Origin of the sequence: Chryseobacterium sp. 'Rf worker isolate 10' (genome assembly GCF_050753305.1) — a bacterium.
Taxonomy (GTDB): Bacteria; Bacteroidota; Bacteroidia; order Flavobacteriales; family Weeksellaceae; genus Chryseobacterium.
Genome location: NZ_JBOZOF010000002.1, coordinates 319,780 through 339,063, shown reverse-complemented (window position 1 = coordinate 339,063; position 19,284 = coordinate 319,780). Strand labels below are relative to the sequence as shown.

The window sequence follows — 19,284 nt, the reverse complement described above, 5'->3', positions numbered from 1 at the left end:
CATTATTATCAGGCTTAGACTAGAAACACACACTTTTTGAACACAAAAAGATCTCCTTCAATGGCTGAAGGAGATCACTTTTTTATTATTATTAAAATTGAATGTAAAAGAAAAAACTAAAGTCTACAAAAACTCTTTCGGAACCGAAATATTATTTTTTTTCATGTATTCCAAAAGGTTTTGATATCTATCTTCATATCCATCTGTTCCACATTTATGCGAAATACTACAGATATCAGATGGTTTGATGTCTAAAATATCTGATATTTTAGTCAGTATTTCCAGGTTGATCTTCACCTTGGAGTTCTCAATATCGGAATAAGCTTTTTGGGAAATCCCCATTTCAAAGGCCATGTACTCCTGCGTAAGATCTCTGCTCCTACGTATTTTCCTGATATTTTGTCCACATACTTTCATCGTTTTTGTTTTAGTAGTTTTCGGTATATTTTAGAAGATTAGCTATTAGCCTTCAACAAAGTTAATAAATACCTTTGGCAAAACATTACACACGTTACATGATATTTATTTTCAACATAGAAAAGGACTAAAAATACACCTTTTTTCAGAGAAAATATCACTTCGGTAAACACTATTGGAATTTATGGAGACGCAAAAATTTAATTATGACAATAATATTGTCAGAGCATTCCTCTATGCGACTATCGCATTCGGACTTGTAGGATTTCTGCTTGGGCTTACAGCTGCATTGATGCTTTTTTATCCTGAACTGCCTGAATTTTTATTCGGTACGGACGATACAACTATTAAAAGCTTGGCCTCGGGCAATATTCAGGGGCTTATCAATACCCAGGGAGCTATGGGCTTCGGAAGAATCAGAATGCTTCATACAAGTGCTGTAATTTTTGCTTTCGTCTGTAATTCCTTTTTCTGTGGTGCTTACTACAGTATGCAAAGACTTCTTAAAACCAGAATGTACAGTGACACGCTTTCATGGATTCACTTCTGGTCATGGCAGATTATGATTATCAGTGTAGTGATCACATTCCTTATGGGAATCAATACTTCTAAAGAATATGCCGAACATGAATGGCCTATTGATATCTTAATTGCATTTTCATGGATCATTTTCGGAATCAATATGTTCGGAACGATTGCCAAAAGAAGAGTGAGACATTTATATGTAGCCATCTGGTTCTATATAGCCACTTGGATTGCTGTTGCGATGCTTCACATCTTCAATAATCTGGAAGTTCCGTTATCTTTCACAAGCTGGAAATCCTATTCTGTATATGCAGGTGTAAAAGATGCATTAGTACAATGGTGGTATGGGCACAATGCAGTAGCATTCGTATTAACCACCCCTGTATTAGGTCTGATGTATTATTTTATGCCAAAAGCAGCTCAGCGACCGGTATTCTCATACAAACTATCCATTATTCACTTCTGGTCGCTGATCTTTGTATACCTTTGGGCCGGGCCTCACCACCTGCAATATACAGCTTTACCGGCATGGGCTCAGGCAGTTGGAACAGGATTCTCTATCATGCTGATTGCACCGTCATGGGGAGGAATGCTGAACGGTCTTCTTACACTAAGAGGAGCCTGGGATAAAGTAAGAGAAAATCCGATACTTAAATTCTTTGTAGTGGCTGTTACATGCTATGGCATGGCTACTTTCGAAGGACCTTTATTAGCAACAAAATCATTAAATAAAATTGGTCACTATACCGACTGGGTAATTGGCCACGTACACTTAGGAGCTCTTGGATGGAATGGTTTCATGGCATTCGGGGTGGTATATTACCTGGTTCCGATCATGTGGAGAACATCCCTTTGGTCTAAAAAGCTGGCCAACTGGCACTTCTGGCTGGGAACATTAGGAATTATCTTCTATGCTGTCCCTATGTATATTTCAGGATTCACACAGGGATTAATGTGGAAACAATTCAATCCGGACGGAACCTTATTGTGGAAAAACTGGCTGGATACGGTAACGGCAATTATTCCTTACTTTAAAATGAGATTTTTAGGTGGAGTACTTTATTTATCAGGAGCTATTTTAATGGTGATCAATGTTATCAAAACGATCAAGGCTGGTTCATTCCAGAAAGAAGTTCCTGCGGAAGCCCCGGCATTAGCCAATATCGGAACTACAAGAAAAGAAGGCGAAGGCGTACACCTTTGGTTGGAAAGAACACCTACTCTCCTTTCTGTATTAGCTTTCATTACCATAGCAATCGGCGGACTGGTGGAAATTGTTCCGACACTATCACTGAAGCAGAGTGTTCCGACAATTTCAGCGGTAAAACCGTACACTCCACTGGAGCTGGAAGGCAGAGATTTGTATATCCGTGAAGGCTGTAACTCCTGCCACTCTCAGATGATCAGACCTTTCCGTGATGAGGTGGTAAGATTTGAAGGGAAAAACGGACAGTATTCCAAAGCGGGAGAATTTGTCTACGACAGACCATTCTTATGGGGATCCAAAAGAACAGGACCTGATTTACATAGAGAAGGAGGAAGAAACCCGGATTCATGGCACTTCAAACATATGTATAACCCAAGAATTACTTCTGCCGGTTCTATTATGCCACGCTTCCCATGGTTAATCACCAATAAACTGGACAAAACACAAATGGTGGATAAAATGAAACTGATGAAAAATGCCTTCGATGTTCCTTATACAAAAGCGCAGATAGATTCTGCCAACCAATGGGCGGATAACCAGTCAAAAGCCATTGTACAGAGAATATATTCTGAAGCAACAGATGTAAAAGATCAGATGGTAAAAGAAAAAACAGCCAAAGGATCGGCTTATGTACCGCTTGAGCAAAGAGAAATTGTAGCAATGATCGCTTATCTGCAGAGATTAGGTACGGATATCAAAACAACACAGGTACAAACCGCAAGTGTAGAGTAACATTTAAAATTAAACTGCAATGAAAACGAGAACCCCCATTTCAATATATATCGCAGCAACGATAGGTTTAACGATCATGGCCTTTGAAATGTTTGCCAGTGATTCAGGATATTTTTCTTCTCCTTTTTTCTGGGCGCTGATATTAATCGCTACGATTCTGCTGCTGATCATGAACTCTATCGGAGATTTGGTAGAAAATCAAAGCTTCAGCAAATTATCCGAGGAAGAGAAAAAACAATATCTGGAAGAAAAAAAAGTTCCGTATTACCAGAAATTATGGAACTCTGCCTTCAAAAAACAAACTGCTACGGAAGAAAAAGATATTCTTATCGACCATGGTTTTGACGGAATTACGGAGTTGGACAACTCGCTTCCGAAATGGTGGATCGGCCTGTTCTGGTTCGGATGTATCTTCTGTGCGGTGTATCTGTTTGCCTTTTCTTTCACAGATTATGCCCATCCAGAAGCAGAGTACACCAAAGAAGCAAAAACCATGCTAGCTTCTATTGAAGAGTATGAAAAAACAGCCCCTCAGATCAATCTGGAATCTGCAAAATACAGTGCTGATAATATTGCAGAAGGACAGGAACTTTTTAAAACAAATTGTGTTACCTGCCATGGTGATGCCGGAAAAGGAGGCATAGGCCCCAACCTTACCGATACCCACTGGATCAATATAAAAGAAAAAAGCTTATTTAAAAATGTATTCTGGATGCTTGAAAACGGCTCTCCAAACAATCCAACCATGAGACCTTTCATCAAGGAAGGAACCATTACCGGAAGAGATGCTGAAAAAATTGCAGCCTATATTTATCACATAAATCAGGAAACCGCTCCTATCACAACAGCACAAGGTGGTGCCGCTCCTCAGGGAGAAGAAGTGAAATGGGAAAACGGGAACAACTAAAATTATTATCTATCATATAAACCATGCCACGCCCCCTTTACAACTACTAACATTTGAATTTCATTTTTGCTAACTACCTTTTCAACATTAAAAAATGATAAAAGGGGGCGTTTTTTACAAATAACAATCCTTACTTTGGCTGTCTTACTCAACTATTCACTTGACAACTACAAACTAGAAATTCCATAAAAAGACAGCCAAGGCAGGATTTTTGCATTCACAAAGGCTACCACAACAAAGACCAAGTAAAATAGTATTATTATCTTTGTTAGAAACCACCTCGCATTTGAAACTGAAAATCAACACCACAAAACTTTTAAGGCGTATTGCAATAACCTTTATTTCAATATTGGTTCTTCTTACCCTGTTGATCCTAAGCTTAAGGCTTCCTGCCGTTCAAAACTTCATCAAAGACAAGCTTATTGTTTATCTGGAAAAGAAAATTAAAACTCCTGTAAGCCTTGAAAGGGTTTATATAGGTTTTCCCAACAGCCTTGTCATGGAGAATCTTTACCTCAAAGGGCAGGATGTAGACACCCTCTTGGCCGTCAAAAAACTGGATGTAGGGCTGCATATGCTGAAACTCCTCAATTCTACAGCAGATATTACTTCTGTTAATATGGAAGGAGCCCGTGCCAATGTGGTACGCAAGCCGGATGGCAAATTCAATTTTGATTATATTATGGATGCTTTTGCTTCCACAGATAAGGAAGAAAGCCCTTCCAAGCCATTCATTATTTCTCTTGATAAAATCAATTTAAAAGATGTTGGGGTAACCTTCAATGACCAGCAGTCGAAGAATGATATTCAACTCTACTTTAAGTCTTTTGATACCAGAGTTAAGACTTTTGATCTCAGCAAAAATAATTATGCAGTCAATGATATCAACCTTGACGGATTAAAATTAAAGTTAAAGCAGGGACTTGTAGAAGAAGTTGCTAAAAAGGTTGAGAAAAAAGTAGATTCTCTCAATGAAAAGAAGCCGATGAATATTGGACTGAGAGGAATCAAGCTTACTCATTTCGATATTGATTACGGTGATGAAAACACCAAAACATTTGCAAAAGTTATATTCAAAGAACTGAGCACAAAGGTTAATAAACTGGATCTGGAAAATAATGCATTCAACGTAGCAAATGTATTTCTTTCCGGAGCAGATATTAATGCCAACCTTTATCTTCCTGCTCAGAATGCCAATCCGAAAGCAACAAAAGAACCTGAGGTTTCCAAAGCTTCCGATCAGGATAAGGCTATGAAACTTCTCTTAGGAAAATTAGTTTTAAATGATGTAAAAGTTAATTACAACAATACAGCTATTGCTCCGACTAAACAGGGAATGGATTTCAACCACCTTCAATTTTCAAAAATGAATGTGGAGGTAAGAAGTTTCAAAATGGAGAATAACACTTTTGCCGGAACAGTGAATACGGCAGAAATCAAAGAAGGAAGAGGCCTGGATATCCAGAAATTCAATACGGATTTTGTATACGCAGAAAAAGAAGCCTACCTGAAGGATCTTTATCTTCAAACCCCGAAAACGATATTGCGTGATGAGGTTATTTTAAATTATAACTCCATTGATCAGCTCACTTCAAACCTTGGTACTGTAAAGATTTCAGCCAATATTAAAGATTCAAAAATAGGATTCTCCGATATTCTGAATCTGGTTCCGACTTTAAAAAATACGGTTCCATTCAACAAGTATCCGAACGCTATTCTTAATGTCAATGCGAATGTAAAAGGAAGCGTCAATGATCTGTTAATTCAGGATCTTAAAGTTTCTGGCCTGGATCAATTGAGAGTAATGGCATCCGGAAAGATCAAAAATGCCATGAATCCGGATCAGTTGTATTATGATCTGAGAATCGGGGAATTTTCTTCCAGTGCTAAAACGATATTCAATCTTGTTCCTAAAAATACAATTCCATCCAATATTTCTCTTCCTTCTCATTTCAGCATCAAAGGAAATGCAAAAGGAACAACTAAAGTAGTGAATACAGATCTTAACCTCTACTCTACTTTGGGGAATGCTGCCATTATCGCACAGGTAGACATGCGAAGAAAGAATCATGAATTGTATGATGTAAAAGCAAATTTACAGGGGATACAGGTAGGAAAAATTATTCAGAATAAAGATATTGGTCCTATTACTGCACAAATTGCCGCGAAAGGAGAAAGTTTTGATTTTAAAAATGCCAATGCAGACTTAAAAGGGCATGTTGCTTCTGCGGTCTACAAAGGGTATCGTTATCAAAATATGAATCTTACCGGAAAAATCAATAAAGGTGCTTATCATGTGATTTTAGATTCAAAAGATCCGAATGCCAGTTTACAGCTGACCGCTTCCGGAGTGTACGATGAAAAAAATCCTACCGTAAAAGTGAACGGAGAAGTCATCAAACTGGACGTCAATAAACTTGGTTTCTATGAAAAACCAATGATTATTGCCGGAAAAATTGATGGAGATTTCACCAGCTTAGACCCGAATAATCTAAATGGATATTTAGACCTTAAAGATTTCGCGTTCTCAGATACGAAAGAGGTTTATCCCGTACAGGAAGTGAATCTGAAAGCTTCATCCACAAAGGATTCTACACAGATTATTTTCAATTCTCAGATTGCAGATGTAGAATTGAAAGGTAAATATAAACTGACTCAGATTTTTGGTGCTTTAACGAAAACCGTGAATCAGTATTATCAGTTCCAGAAACCGGATAACAAACAGAAAATTGATCCGGGGCAGCATTTTACCTTTACGGCAAAAATTAAAAATGATGATCTGATCAGAAAATTTGTTCCGGATCTGAAAGATTTTGAAACCATCAATCTTATAGGAAATTATGATGCAGATTCTCAGAAAATTGAAATTGACGGGCAGATTCCAAGATTATTATATGGTGAAAATACCATTGAAAAGGGAGCTTTAAAAGTTACCAATGAAAATCAGGCATTGCAGTACAGCCTGAATGTTGCTGCTTTAAAAAGCTCAAGCTTTTCTTTAAATAAAATCAATATTGACGGAGATGTTGCTGACAATACCATCCGATACAATGTCACTACAAAAGACGAGAAAGAGGCTACCCAGTTCCTGATTGCAGGAAATGCAAAATCACTGAATGACACTACAGAAATATCTTTAAATCCGAACGGATTAAAGCTCAATTACACAGATTGGAATGTTGCAGAAAACAACAAAATCCAGATCAGCAATAAAGGAATTCTGGCGGATAATTTCATTCTATCCAATGGAAACAGTCAAATTGCGGTGCAGTCTGAAAGCAACAGCCCAAGCAGTCCTTTAAATATTTCGTTGAAAGATTTTAAAATTGAAACGATTACAGAATTGATCAAAAAAGATACTGTTCTGGCAAGAGGAACCATCAACGGAACAGCACAGCTTCGGGATGTGACGAAAAAAATGACGTTCAATTCTGATCTGAATATTTCAGACTTAATTGTGTATGGAAGTCCTGTCGGAAATCTTGCTGTAAAAGTGAACAATGCTTCACCGAATGTTTTAAATGCCGACATCGCCCTTTCCGGAAATAACAATGACGTAAAAATCCTTGGTGATTATAATACTTCTTCCAGTACTTTTGATCTGAATATGGCCATCAACCAGCTTCAGATGAAGAGTATTCAAGGGTTCTCCATGAATGCCATTACCAATACGGAAGGCTATCTTTCAGGAAATTTAAAAATCACAGGAACTGCTGACAAACCCAATATTTTAGGAAAAGTAAAATTCAATGATGCAGGCTTAGAAATAGCAAAAACAGGAAGTGACTTCAGACACCTGAGTGATGAAATAGATTTTACCAGCCGTGGAATTGAGTTTGATAAATTCAAGATCAAAGACAAAGACGGTAATGCTCTTGTTGTGGACGGGCAGGTTCTTACCCAGACCTACAGAGATTTTGCCTTTAATCTGAATGTAAATGCTAAAGATTTTAAAGTTGTCAATTCAGAAAAATCAAACGATGCGATGATGTATGGTGTTTTGGCCATTGATGCCGGACTTCATATCCGAGGAAACCTTGATCTTCCTAAAGTAGACGGAAAACTCAATGTGGCAGACAACACGGACTTTACCTTTGTTCTTCCTCAATCTTCTCCATCTTTACAGGAAAGAGACGGTATTGTAGAGTTTATAGATCAGGATCAGGTAGTTTTAAATAAAACGATCAAAACAGATTCTCTTGATTCCAAAAGCCGTATCAAAGGAATGGATGTGAGCGTCAACATTGAAGTCAGTAAAGAAGCCAAGCTTTCTATTATTATTGATAAAGTAAATGGTGATTTTGTAAAACTTCAGGGAGAAGCTGAACTGACAGGTGGAATTGACCCTTCCGGAAAAATGACATTAGTAGGAGTTTATGAAGTGGAAAAAGGAAGCTATGACCTTTCTGTGAGCTTGCTTAAACGTAAATTTGATATTCAGAAAGGCAGCACGATTACATGGACGGGTGAGCCTACTATGGCTCAAATGAATATTACGGCCGTATATAAAACAGAAGCTCCGCCTATTGATCTTTTAGAGCAGCAGCTCAGCGGAAAAGCAGCTTCACTGATGAATCAGTATAAGCAAAAAATTCCTTTCAATACTTTATTAAAAATGAAAGGAGAACTATTGAAACCTCAGCTCTCTTTTGACATTACGACTGATGAAAAGAATAATTCCGTTGCTTCAACAGTAACTGAGGATGTGAATGCGAAACTCGCCCAGCTCAGAACTCAGGAATCCGAAATGAACAAACAGGTATTTGCTTTACTTCTTCTGAACCGTTTCATCGGAGAAAATCCATTTGAAAGTGGTGCCGGAATGTCTGCAGAAACCATGGCAAGACAGAGTGTGAGTAAAATTCTTTCTCAACAGCTGAATAATCTTGCCTCCGGACTGATTAAAGGAGTTGATCTTAATTTTGGTCTGGATTCTACAGAAGACTATTCCAGTGGAGAGAAAAACACAAGAACCGACCTGAATGTAGATATCAGTAAAAAATTACTGAATGACCGTCTGAAAGTAACGGTAGGAAGTAACTTCGGACTGGAAGGTCAGGCACGTCAGAACGAAAATATGACCAATATTGCAGGTAATGTTTCTGTGGATTACAGCCTTTCCAAAGACGGAAGATACATGCTGCGTGCTTATCGTAAGGATGAATATCAGGTGGCTCTTCAGGGGCAGATTATAGAGACCGGAGTCGGGTTCATTATTACATTGGATTATGACAAATTCCGTGAGATCTTCCAGAAATCTAAAGACAAGAAGCCAAAAAAGAATCAAAATAACCAAGTGGTAGAATTTAAATAATGAGTAATAAGTTCCATATATATTGTAAGTATCTGTTGGTTTCCGGGATGGCATCCACAGTAGTCTCGTGCAGCAACACAAGGTTTTTGAAAGAAGGACAAATGCTGTATACAGGAGCCAAAGTAAAGATTGAAAATGATACGATTTCCAAAAAAGAAAAAAAAGATCTTCAGGCCGCACTGGAAGCTAATCTCACTCCAAAACCCAATTCTACATTTTTGGGAATGCGTCCCAAGCTGTATTTTTATAATATCGCAAAAGAGCCGAAAAAGGATAAAGGTTTTAATTACTGGCTTAAATATAAAATGGGTGAAAAGCCCGTCTTACTAGGTGATGTAGACCGTGAGTTCAATAAAGACATCATTGTCAATTATTCTGAAAACAAAGGATATTTCAATGCTAAAGCTTCTTATGATACAGTTTCTAAGAACAAAAAAGCTCAGGTTATTTATACCGTAAGGCCGGGTTCAAGATATCTGATTGACGGGGTAAAATTTCAGAAGGATTCTACATTGGTAAACCAGGAAATTCAGGGTTTAACAAAAAGAACGTTTCTTAAAAACGGCAAACCATTTGATCTGGATGTCATCAAAGCAGAAAGAGAAAGAATTGATAATGGTTTAAAAGAGAGAGGCTTCTATTACTTCCACCCTGATAATATCATCGTACAGGCAGACAGTACGGTAAGCAAAAATCATAAGGTTGAACTTAACGTAAAACTGAAAGACAATACGCCTGATTTAGCAACCCAGCAATTCAGTATTAATAATGTTATTGTATTTCCTAATTACAACATTCAGGATGTAAAAGAGGGGAAATACAGCATTCCGATGAATAAAGATTCTCTTTCCAAATATGCTTTTGATGATATTTACGTCATTGATCCTCAACATAAATTCAAACCAAAAATTTTTGACAGGGCTCTATATTTCAAAAAAGGAGATCTTTATAATCGCTCCAATCATAATCTTACGCTAAACCGTTTGATCAGTCTCGGTGTCTTTAAATTTGTGAAAAATGAGTTCGTGGTTTCAGATTCATTAAGTCATAAATTTGATGCCTATTATTTATTAACACCAAGACAAATCCAGTCACTTCGTCTGGAAGCTTTAGGAAGAACCAATTCTGCAAATTATGCAGGTAGTGAACTCAACCTAAACTGGACCCACCGAAATTTCTTCAGAGGTGCAGAGCAATTCAAAGCAGCCATCTTCGGAGCTTTTGATTTCCAGATGGGAGGTGCTCAGGATGCCAATAATATTTTCCGTGCAGGAGCGAATGCACAGCTTTCAATTCCAAGAATTGTAGCGCCTTTCCGTTTTCATTCTTCCAGTGAATTTGTTCCGAGAACGAATATCACATTGGGATATGAATTCCAGAACAGAACAAAATATTATACTTTAAATAACTTCACCGGATCATTCGGATATTTGTGGAAAGAAAATGCCAGAAAAGAGCATGAACTGAAGGTCATTGATATTACATTAGTCTCCCCTGCAAATGTTACTGATGAATACAATAGAATATCTGCTGACAACCCTGCCATGCAGAGAATTGTACAAAAACAGTTAATTTTCGGTCCTACCTATTCTTTCACGTACACCAATACTATGCTTCCAAAGACCAATACCGTTTATTATAAAGGAACGCTTGATCTTGCAGGAAATATTACAGGATTGGTAACCGGAGCCGATGTAAAAAAAGATAAGGAAAAGAAAATATTTGGCATTCCTTTCAGCCAGTATGTAAAGATTGAAAATGATTTCAGATTCTATCATAAGTTCACTGAAAAATCTTCACTGGCAACTAGGTTTATTGGAGGAATTGCTTATCCATACGGAAACTCAGAGTTTATTCCTTTCTCCAAACAGTTTTTCTCGGGAGGTAGTAACAGCATCAGAGCATTCCGTGCGAGAACATTAGGCCCGGGAAGTTTTGACCCAAGAACTCTGGAGCCGGGTACTTATTTTGACCAATCCGGAGACATCAAACTGGAATTAAATGCGGAGTACCGCGCCAATCTTTACAAATTTTTAAATGCTGCCGTTTTTGTAGATGCCGGAAATATCTGGCTGCTTCATGATGATGATAAGAGACCGGGAGCTAAGTTTTCAAAAGACTTTTTAAATGAAATTGCGGTGGGAGCCGGAGTGGGTCTGAGACTGGATTTTTCTATCCTGATTCTGAGACTGGATCTTGCGATGCCACTGAGAGTTCCTTACTATCAGAAAGGAGACAGATGGGCCTTCGATAAAATTAATTTCGGAGACTCAAGCTGGAGAAAAGATAATCTTGTTTTAAATATTGCCATCGGATATCCTTTTTAATATGATCAATACTGTTAAGTTTTTCTGGGAAGTTCTAAAAGATACGTTTACGGAATGGAACAATTCTTCTGCATCAAAAGATTCAGCAAGTCTTGCTTATTATGCCATCTTTTCTATCCCCGGATTATTGATCATTATTATCTGGGTACTGGGAAATTTCTTTGGTGAAGAAGCTATTCGCGGGCAGATCAGCACACAGATCAGCGGAATTATGGGACCGGATGTGGCTAAAAGTATCGAAGGGATGCTCGCCGGTGCCTTGATTGACAAAAAGAATATTTTTATGAAAGCTGTAGGGGTCGGGTCATTGGTTTTCGGTTCTACTACTCTTTTCTTTCAACTACAGCATACATTAAATACACTTTGGGAAGTAGAAGCTGCTCCCAAAAAAGCACTGGTCAAGTTCTTATTAGACAGAGCCAATTCTTTAGGAATGATTCTTATTCTGGGATTCCTTCTGATGATCACCATGGTTTTATCTTCCTTAATCAGCCTTTTTAATACTATTATCACTCAATATTTTGGTTTTGAAACCTATATGCTGGTAGAAACGGTAAATTTTGCTGTTGGTTTTGGTCTTGTGATGCTTTTATTTGCTTTAATGTTTAAAGTTCTCCCTGATGTCTTGGTCAGCTGGAAACCAGTATGGAAAGGGGCATTTCTAACAACTGTTTTATTTACATTGGGGAAGTTTTTATTAAGCCTTTATTTTAACCAGATAAAACCAACTTCAGCTTTTGGAGCTGCCGGAACTGTTATTCTGATTATGATGTGGATCAATTATTCCTGCATGCTGATATTCTTCGGTGCGGAATTTACCAAGGTTTACACTTACAAAAAAGGATATAAAGTAGTTCTTTCCAAACATGCACGATGGACTCCTGCGAAGTTGTATGCGGATAGTCTGAAACAGATGCATGGTGAAAGTAATGATAATGATAAAACGTAGATTCGGGTTGCGAGTTGCAAGATTATTTTACGAACCTGTTTAATCTTTTATTTTTAAAACATTAAGATTGTATTAAGGCGTTAAGAGTATTAAGATAAGCTTCGCTTTAAGCTTAAAAATCAGAATGATTCATCTTAACTATACTTTATTTCTTAACTCCTTCTTAATGGTTTTAATATATTCAACATTTTTTAAGTCTAAACAACTCCTATATACAAAAAAGCCTCCTGAATTTTTCAGGAGGCTTTCTATTATTACATTCTGTTTACGGTTCCGATTCCCAGTAATTCTAACGATTTTTTGATCGTCTTTGCTGTGATATCTGAAATATTCAAACGGAATTGTTTTACGTTTTCATCTTCATAATTCAGAATAGGGTTATTCTGGTAGAAAGAGTTGTATGCTTTCACAAGATCATACACATAGTTGGCTACTAAAGCCGGACTTAAGGTTTCCGCTGATTTGGCTACTGTAGTTTTGAAGTTAGTCAGCTGCATAATCAATTCTTTTTCAGATTGATTTAATTCAATATCAGCAGTTTCCGTCTGCAAAGTACCTGCTTTAGACAGTAATGACTGAATACGTGCATACGTATATTGAATGAACGGACCTGTATTTCCATTAAAATCAATACTTTCTGCAGGGTTGAAAAGCATTTTTTTCTTAGGATCCACTTTAAGCATGAAATATTTCAATGCTCCCAATCCTACCGTTTCATAAGATGCTTCTTTATCTTCTTCTGAAAGGCTTTCTAATTTTCCTAATTCCTGAGCTTTAGATTTTGCCGTTTCATACATTTCCTGCATCAGGTCATCTGCGTCTACTACAGTTCCTTCACGGGATTTCATTTTACCTTCAGGAAGCTCTACCATTCCGTAAGAAAGGTGGAATAACTGATCTGCCCATTCATATCCTAATTTTTTAAGAATCTTAAATAAAACCTGGAAGTGATAATCCTGTTCGTTTCCTACTGTATAGATCAGTTTCTGAATATTATTTTGCTTAAAACGTTCAACTGCTGTTCCAAGATCCTGTGTCATATAAACAGATGTACCGTCTGAACGTAGTAAAAGCTTCTGATCAAGCCCTTCATCTGTAAGGTCACACCAAACAGAACCGTCTTCTTTTTGATACAAAACGCCTTTGTCTAATCCAGCCTGAATAAGATCTTTTCCTAAAATATAAGTATTGCTTTCATATTGAACCTGGTCAAAATCAACACCTAATCTTTTATAGGTTTCATTGAATCCTTTGTAAACCCATGAGTTCATTTCTGCCCAAAGCGCTCTTACTGTTTCATCTCCATTTTCCCAATCCAAAAGCATTTTCTGAGCTTCTTTCATCAAAGGAGCATCTTTTTTAGCCTGCTCTTCTCCTATACCTTGGCTTACAAGGTCTGCAATTTCTTTTTTATAATTTTTGTCAAATTCTACATAGTAGTTTCCAACAAATTTGTCTCCTTTGGTATTGGTAGTTTCAGGAGTTTCTCCATTCCCGAATTTCTCCCAAGCCAGCATAGATTTACAGATATGAATTCCTCTGTCATTGATGATCTGAGTTTTAATCACATCATATCCGGCTTCTTTTAAAATCTGAGCTACTGAAAATCCTAATAAATTATTTCTGATGTGTCCTAAGTGCAATGGTTTATTGGTATTCGGTGAAGAATATTCTACCATTACCGTAGCATTTTTCTTTTCTATAGTAGAGAAATTCTTCGTTACGGATCTGAAGTTATCCACAAACAATTGGTTTTTCACCTTTACATTAAGGAAACCTTTTACAACATTAAAGCTTTCGAAAAGATCCGTTTCTGTCAAAGCTTCACCTAATTCAACTCCAATGCTCTCAGGATTTTTTTTCAATTGTTTTACCAACGGAAAAGTGACAATGGTAAAGTCGCCCTCGAATTCCGTTTTATTTTCCTGAACTTCCAGCTTGATGTCTTTTAACTGGTATACATTTAAAATGACTTCCGAAAGTTTTTGTTCTATAATATCTTTAATATTCATTTTTCTAAATTCTCTTTTTAATGCTTATAGTTGAAACATTTTTACAATATGTTCCTGCCTAAAATCTGAGCTACAAATATACGGAAATAAAAAAACCGCCCGAAGGCGGTTAGAATATATAAGTATAAAAACTTTTTTGTTAATATTTGTCCCAGAATAATTTGGTAGTAGCCTTATCTCCACCTATTGCTGTAGCAGCTGCAGAAACATTATCGAAGTTTACTACATATTCCTGATCAGAATACAACATTCTATATGGAACACCTCCAATCTGGCTGTTAGGCGGAGTCTGAAGAACCGGATAATCTAATCTTCTCACAAAGTTCCAGGCAGAAAAAGGATTATTCCACATTGCAACCCAAGATTCATATCCAATAGATTGTTTCCAGTTGGTGGCATCTAATGGATGAGCGGTTACATAGGCAAGAGCATCTGCAGATGACACCCCATTCTCCGTCATAGATGATTGCAATGCTGATGCAAATAAATTAACTGCAGTATCTCCAACATTATAGCCTCTTGCCGCTGCTTCAGCCTTCAAGAACTGTGTTTCAGTATAACTGAAAAGCTTAGCAGGAGCATTTGCTGCAGTAAAATTTGGATTTATGTGAGAATTACTAGCAAATGAATTTTGAGAACCATATACACCTCCTTTAAATGTACCATTCGTTAATGGAGTAAAATAAGAACTTCTTCTAGGATCTGAGTTGGTATTCATTGGGGTAACAATTACTGAAGAAGGAACAAAGTCATTTCTCCCTGATGCCACTAAATCATCAAATAAAGGATTTGAGAATGTTCCTCCATCAAATACTAATGAAAATGATGCCGCATCAGAATCTATTACTCCACTAGCTATAGCAGATTCAGCAACAGATTTAGAGGTAGCAGGATCAACATCTGCCAGATTCATCGCTAAACGTAACTTAATAGAGTTTGCCAGTTTCTGCCATTTGGACATGTTCCCTTTATAAATAAGATCGGCTGTATCATAACTTGTTTTGGATGTATTAATTTTTGATATAGCTACATCCAATCTTTTAATAAGATCCAAATAAATAGATTTCGCATCATCATATTTAGGGGACTTTATTGTTTCTGCCTGTAAAGCTTGAGTATAAGGCACATTACCATAAGTATCAACAATATTTTCCCATACAAATATTGAGGAAATTTCTAAAGTAGCCCATTTATTATTTGCGATATCAGCATCTGCATTTAATTCAGTAGGCAAATTTTTCATTGCCTGACTCAAACTATTCAGAGAATAAACGTACATTCTGTTAAAATGACCTCTGGGCTGTGCTCTGGTAATTAAATTATAGTTCGTTTCCTGCGTGTAAGTTGTTTCCGTCCACTGCTGTGTAAAAAATCTGTAATTATTGAAATTAACACTACCAGTATACATATAATAAAAAGCCTGGTATAGACCCGTAGCAAGTAAATTGCTTGATGGCACTACAGATGGATGTTTAGGATCTTCATTCAGTGTAGTAATATCACTTTGGCAAGAGTTCGTTGCAAACAGAGACGAAGCCAAGGCACCCGATAATAGTATATGTTTTATCTTTTTGTTCATAATAATTATAAATTATATTAATATTTAGAATTTGAATGTGACGTTTATCCCTAGTTCTCTGGTAGTTGGCAAAGACCCTACTGATGAACCGTAAGAATAAAGACCTCCCATTTGTGTTGATTCCGGATCTGCATAAGGCAGATTTTTATGAATAATCCATAGGTTTCTTCCTACTAATGAAATTTTAGCTTCAGTCATGAAAGTACTCGCGATTAATTTTTTAGGCAGTGAGTAGGTAATACTTGCTTCTCTTAATTTTATAAAAGAACCATCATAAACAAATCGTTTATCTGGTGCATAATCATAACTATCATTTGGATTCATATTATAACCCGTTACGTCTGCCTGAGCCTGAGTAGTATTTACCTGGCCATTAGGGTTCACCCCTTGAAGTACAACGGCATTGGTTCTATAACCATCCACAGCTGTTTCAGGATATAAACCACTTGCTAACCCATAGTATAAATCTGATGAAAAGATATCTCCTCCATGTCTTACATCAATCAGGAAGCTCAGAGATATATTTTTATATCTGAAGGTATTTCTTAATCCCCCAGTCCATTTTGGCTGTGTATTCCCTATAACTTTATTATCTTCTTTTAAATATAGCCCTGTAGTAGGATCAACAACTTTTTGCCCATTCAGATAAACATAATCTGTTCCGTAGATATCTCCCCAAGGGTTTCCTACAGAAGCAACAATCGTTGCTCCAACCAAACTAACTAATGGATATACTTTCAAACCATCTTCTAATGAAACAACTTTACTTGTATTTTTAGCCCAGTTAGCATCTACATCCCAAGAAAAATCTTGTGTTTTTATTGGGGTAATACCTAAATGAACTTCAACCCCTTTGTTATTAATTTGTCCAGCATTAATTGCTGCTGCTAACACTCCTGATCCTGAAGAAATATTAGGTGTAATAATCTGATTAGATGTTTGGGTATTATAGTAAGCAGCATCTAATGTAATTCGGTCTTTTAAAAAGTGTACTTCTGTTCCTAGTTCAAATTCTTTAGATCTTTGAGGTTTAAGATTTTGATTTGGCAGTACTGTCTGTGGTTTATATATTCCTATTTGTCCACTAAATGATCCTGCAGTGAAATATTGTGGAGCTAATTGATATGGATCAGCAGTTCCTCCTACTTCTGCATAGTTTCCTCTTACTTTCCAGAAATTTACAATAGAGTTTTGAGATTTAAGCAACTCTGATAATATTAATGATCCGGAAATAGAACCATAGTTATATTTATTATTTTGCTTAGGAAGAGTTGAACTTACATCTCTACGGAATGTTCCGTCTAAATAGAAAATTTTATTAAAATCAAATGAAGCTGTTGCATACCAGCTATTTGTCTGCACAGTTGAAACATTCTCAATTGGGTTCAATTCTGGTCTTAATGAATTATCTAAAGAATACAAACCTGCCTTGATAAGTCCGCCCTCAGTAGATGCCTCCAATGAACTTGCATTATTTCTACGGATTGTTCCTCCAACAATACCACTAATGTTTAACCACGGAAGCAAATCATATTTATAGTTGGCAAAAAGATCATAATTGATCTCTCTTCTAGTCAAATCATATCTGTGATAACCTGACCCTACATTTTTCTGTGAAACTCCAAATGCCTGAGGATATGACCCTACAGCCAGTCTTCTTTCAAAAAGTAAATTGGTATTATCATAAGTAAATTTACCTGTAATATTAATGTGGGAATCAACATCATAAGTTAATTGTGCATACGTAAATATTCTGGTTCTATCATCAGACTCATAATTATTATATCGTTGGAAATATGGGTTATTCCAAAATGCAGGAGTACCTTTTGCTGCAGATGCTCTATTCCAAGTTACATTTCCATAATTATTAGCCGCAGTAGGATTGTTAATATTGTTATTATATGAATTTTGTAATGCAACTAAATCTACGTTGGTTTGCCACCATTGTCTGAATCCTGTAACAATGTTATCATTATATCCGGTTTCAGTACGCCCAACTGTCCCTTGTACAGTTAAAGTAGAATAAACTGTAGCATGTAATTTAGGTGTTAGATCGTAATTTATTTTAGTAGATAAAGTATTCTTTCTTAGATTAGAATTCGGCAATAATCCATTAGACATATTATTATCATATGTCAAATTGAAATTAAATCCTTTATGACCTTTGGATAAAGCGATTGAATTGATGAAAGACATTGGAGTTTCAAAAAAGCTTAATGGTCCATTTTTAGCAGCTACCCAAGGCGTTGCTTTACCATAATTTGGAGATGTAGGATCATAAGAATCCCAAGCATATACCAACTTATTAGGATCATACGCTGGCCCCCAAGAAGCATCCTCACCAAAATTAACATTATTGATTCCACCAGCTCCTGTTCCATAATAAAATGAAGGATCATATCCAGCTCCATATCTGGTTTGATAGGTAGGAAATGTTGATTTATCTACAAAACCTGCCTGTACAGATGATGACAAGGTAACTCCCCAAGATCCATCTTCTTTACCTTTACCATTTTTAGTTGTAATTACAATAACCCCATTTAAACCTCTTTCTCCGTACAATGCAGAAGCAGCTGCACCTTTTAGTACGTTTACAGATTCTATATCTTCCTGATTGATATCGGCTAAAGCATTACCTAAATCAAACCCTCCATTAGCGTTACCTGAAGATGTAGATGTATTATTTACTGGTGAACCATCAATTACGATTAAAGGATTACTTCCCTGTAAAGATTTAACCCCTCTAATCACTAAATTTGTTGAGCCTCCAAAATTGGAATTAGTATTCACATTCAAACCAGCTACTTTTCCAGAAAGTTGCGAGGCTACATTTCCTGTGTTAGTAGTTCCTCCAAATAATTTTTCAGCTTTCACTTCCTGAGAGGAATATCCAAGGGCTTTTTTCTCTCTCTTGACACCCAATGCAGTTACCACTACACCTTCAATTTCCTTTGTCTGTGCTGAGGAATCACTTTTCTTCTGCTGGGCATTTGCAACCGCAACAGACGAAGACAAGACCAAAACAAGCAGACTCGCTGTTAGTTTCTTCATATCAAATTAATTTTTAGGGAGCAAATTTGTATTTTTCTTAACAACTTAACAACTAAAGCTGAATAAAATAACAAATAATCCATTAATTGATATAAAAACAATTAAATTAATTAATAAAATACGTTAAAAACAAACGATTTAATAAAAAAAAATAACCTCAATATCTTAATTAAAGTGATCAAAATTCACCACAACAAAACAACCACAACTGACTGATTTTATGTAATATATGAATTTAAAAACCAAATACAATTCACTATTTAC

At 36.6% G+C, this 19,284-nt stretch carries 9 protein-coding genes; 5 read left to right on the top strand and 4 right to left on the bottom strand.

The window, feature by feature from the left end; genetic code table 11:
- Positions 1-123: 123 nt before the first annotated feature.
- Positions 124-417 carry a helix-turn-helix domain-containing protein gene (locus tag LKL37_RS11510; RefSeq protein WP_105702796.1) on the bottom strand — a complete coding sequence of 98 codons (294 nt, stop codon included), beginning with the start codon at positions 415-417 and terminating at the stop codon, positions 124-126.
- Positions 418-601: 184 nt separating this feature from the next.
- Between LKL37_RS11510 and ccoN the strand changes: the two genes are divergently transcribed.
- From ccoN to LKL37_RS11485, 5 genes are all read left to right on the top strand, one after another.
- Entirely contained in the window at positions 602-2,881 is a 2,280-nt protein-coding gene (gene ccoN, locus LKL37_RS11505) for a cytochrome-c oxidase, cbb3-type subunit I (protein WP_431610717.1), read from the top strand.
- 19 nt (positions 2,882-2,900) lie between these two features.
- Positions 2,901-3,788, top strand: a complete 888-nt coding sequence (locus LKL37_RS11500) for a cbb3-type cytochrome c oxidase N-terminal domain-containing protein (RefSeq protein WP_431610716.1) — start codon at positions 2,901-2,903, stop codon at positions 3,786-3,788.
- Positions 3,789-4,074: 286 nt separating this feature from the next.
- Positions 4,075-9,102: a translocation/assembly module TamB domain-containing protein gene (locus tag LKL37_RS11495; RefSeq protein ID WP_431610715.1), complete on the top strand. Its 5,028-nt coding sequence runs from the start codon at positions 4,075-4,077 to the stop codon at positions 9,100-9,102.
- Complete coding sequence (locus tag LKL37_RS11490) at positions 9,102-11,429, top strand: BamA/TamA family outer membrane protein (protein WP_431610713.1); 2,328 nt, start codon at positions 9,102-9,104, stop codon at positions 11,427-11,429. Before LKL37_RS11495 ends, LKL37_RS11490 begins: the two co-directional genes overlap by 1 nt.
- A gap of 1 nt (position 11,430) precedes the next feature.
- Positions 11,431-12,378 (top strand): YihY/virulence factor BrkB family protein, encoded by a 948-nt coding sequence (locus tag LKL37_RS11485; RefSeq protein WP_431610712.1) that lies wholly within the window; start codon positions 11,431-11,433, stop codon positions 12,376-12,378.
- A 254-nt stretch (positions 12,379-12,632) separates the two neighbouring features.
- Here LKL37_RS11485 and argS read toward each other — a convergent pair whose 3' ends face one another.
- The 3 genes from argS to LKL37_RS11470 all read right to left on the bottom strand — a co-directional run bounded on the left by argS (position 12,633) and on the right by LKL37_RS11470 (position 19,020).
- Positions 12,633-14,390, bottom strand: coding sequence for an arginine--tRNA ligase (gene argS / locus LKL37_RS11480; RefSeq protein ID WP_431610711.1), 1,758 nt, complete (start codon positions 14,388-14,390; stop codon positions 12,633-12,635).
- Between the two features lie 139 nt (positions 14,391-14,529).
- Positions 14,530-15,969, bottom strand: coding sequence for a SusD/RagB family nutrient-binding outer membrane lipoprotein (locus LKL37_RS11475; RefSeq protein WP_431610710.1), 1,440 nt, complete (start codon positions 15,967-15,969; stop codon positions 14,530-14,532).
- 24 nt (positions 15,970-15,993) lie between these two features.
- Positions 15,994-19,020 (bottom strand): SusC/RagA family TonB-linked outer membrane protein, encoded by a 3,027-nt coding sequence (locus LKL37_RS11470; RefSeq protein ID WP_431610708.1) that lies wholly within the window; start codon positions 19,018-19,020, stop codon positions 15,994-15,996.
- Positions 19,021-19,284 lie beyond the last annotated feature (264 nt).

Coding starts and splice junctions, on each gene's coding strand:
- LKL37_RS11510 (WP_105702796.1), bottom strand. CDS start 417: ATGAAAGTATGTGGACAAAATATCAGGAAAATACGTAGGAGCAGAGAT.
- ccoN (WP_431610717.1), top strand. CDS start 602: ATGGAGACGCAAAAATTTAATTATGACAATAATATTGTCAGAGCATTC.
- LKL37_RS11500 (WP_431610716.1), top strand. CDS start 2,901: ATGAAAACGAGAACCCCCATTTCAATATATATCGCAGCAACGATAGGT.
- LKL37_RS11490 (WP_431610713.1), top strand. CDS start 9,102: ATGAGTAATAAGTTCCATATATATTGTAAGTATCTGTTGGTTTCCGGG.
- LKL37_RS11485 (WP_431610712.1), top strand. CDS start 11,431: ATGATCAATACTGTTAAGTTTTTCTGGGAAGTTCTAAAAGATACGTTT.
- argS (WP_431610711.1), bottom strand. CDS start 14,390: ATGAATATTAAAGATATTATAGAACAAAAACTTTCGGAAGTCATTTTA.
- LKL37_RS11475 (WP_431610710.1), bottom strand. CDS start 15,969: ATGAACAAAAAGATAAAACATATACTATTATCGGGTGCCTTGGCTTCG.
- LKL37_RS11470 (WP_431610708.1), bottom strand. CDS start 19,020: ATGAAGAAACTAACAGCGAGTCTGCTTGTTTTGGTCTTGTCTTCGTCT.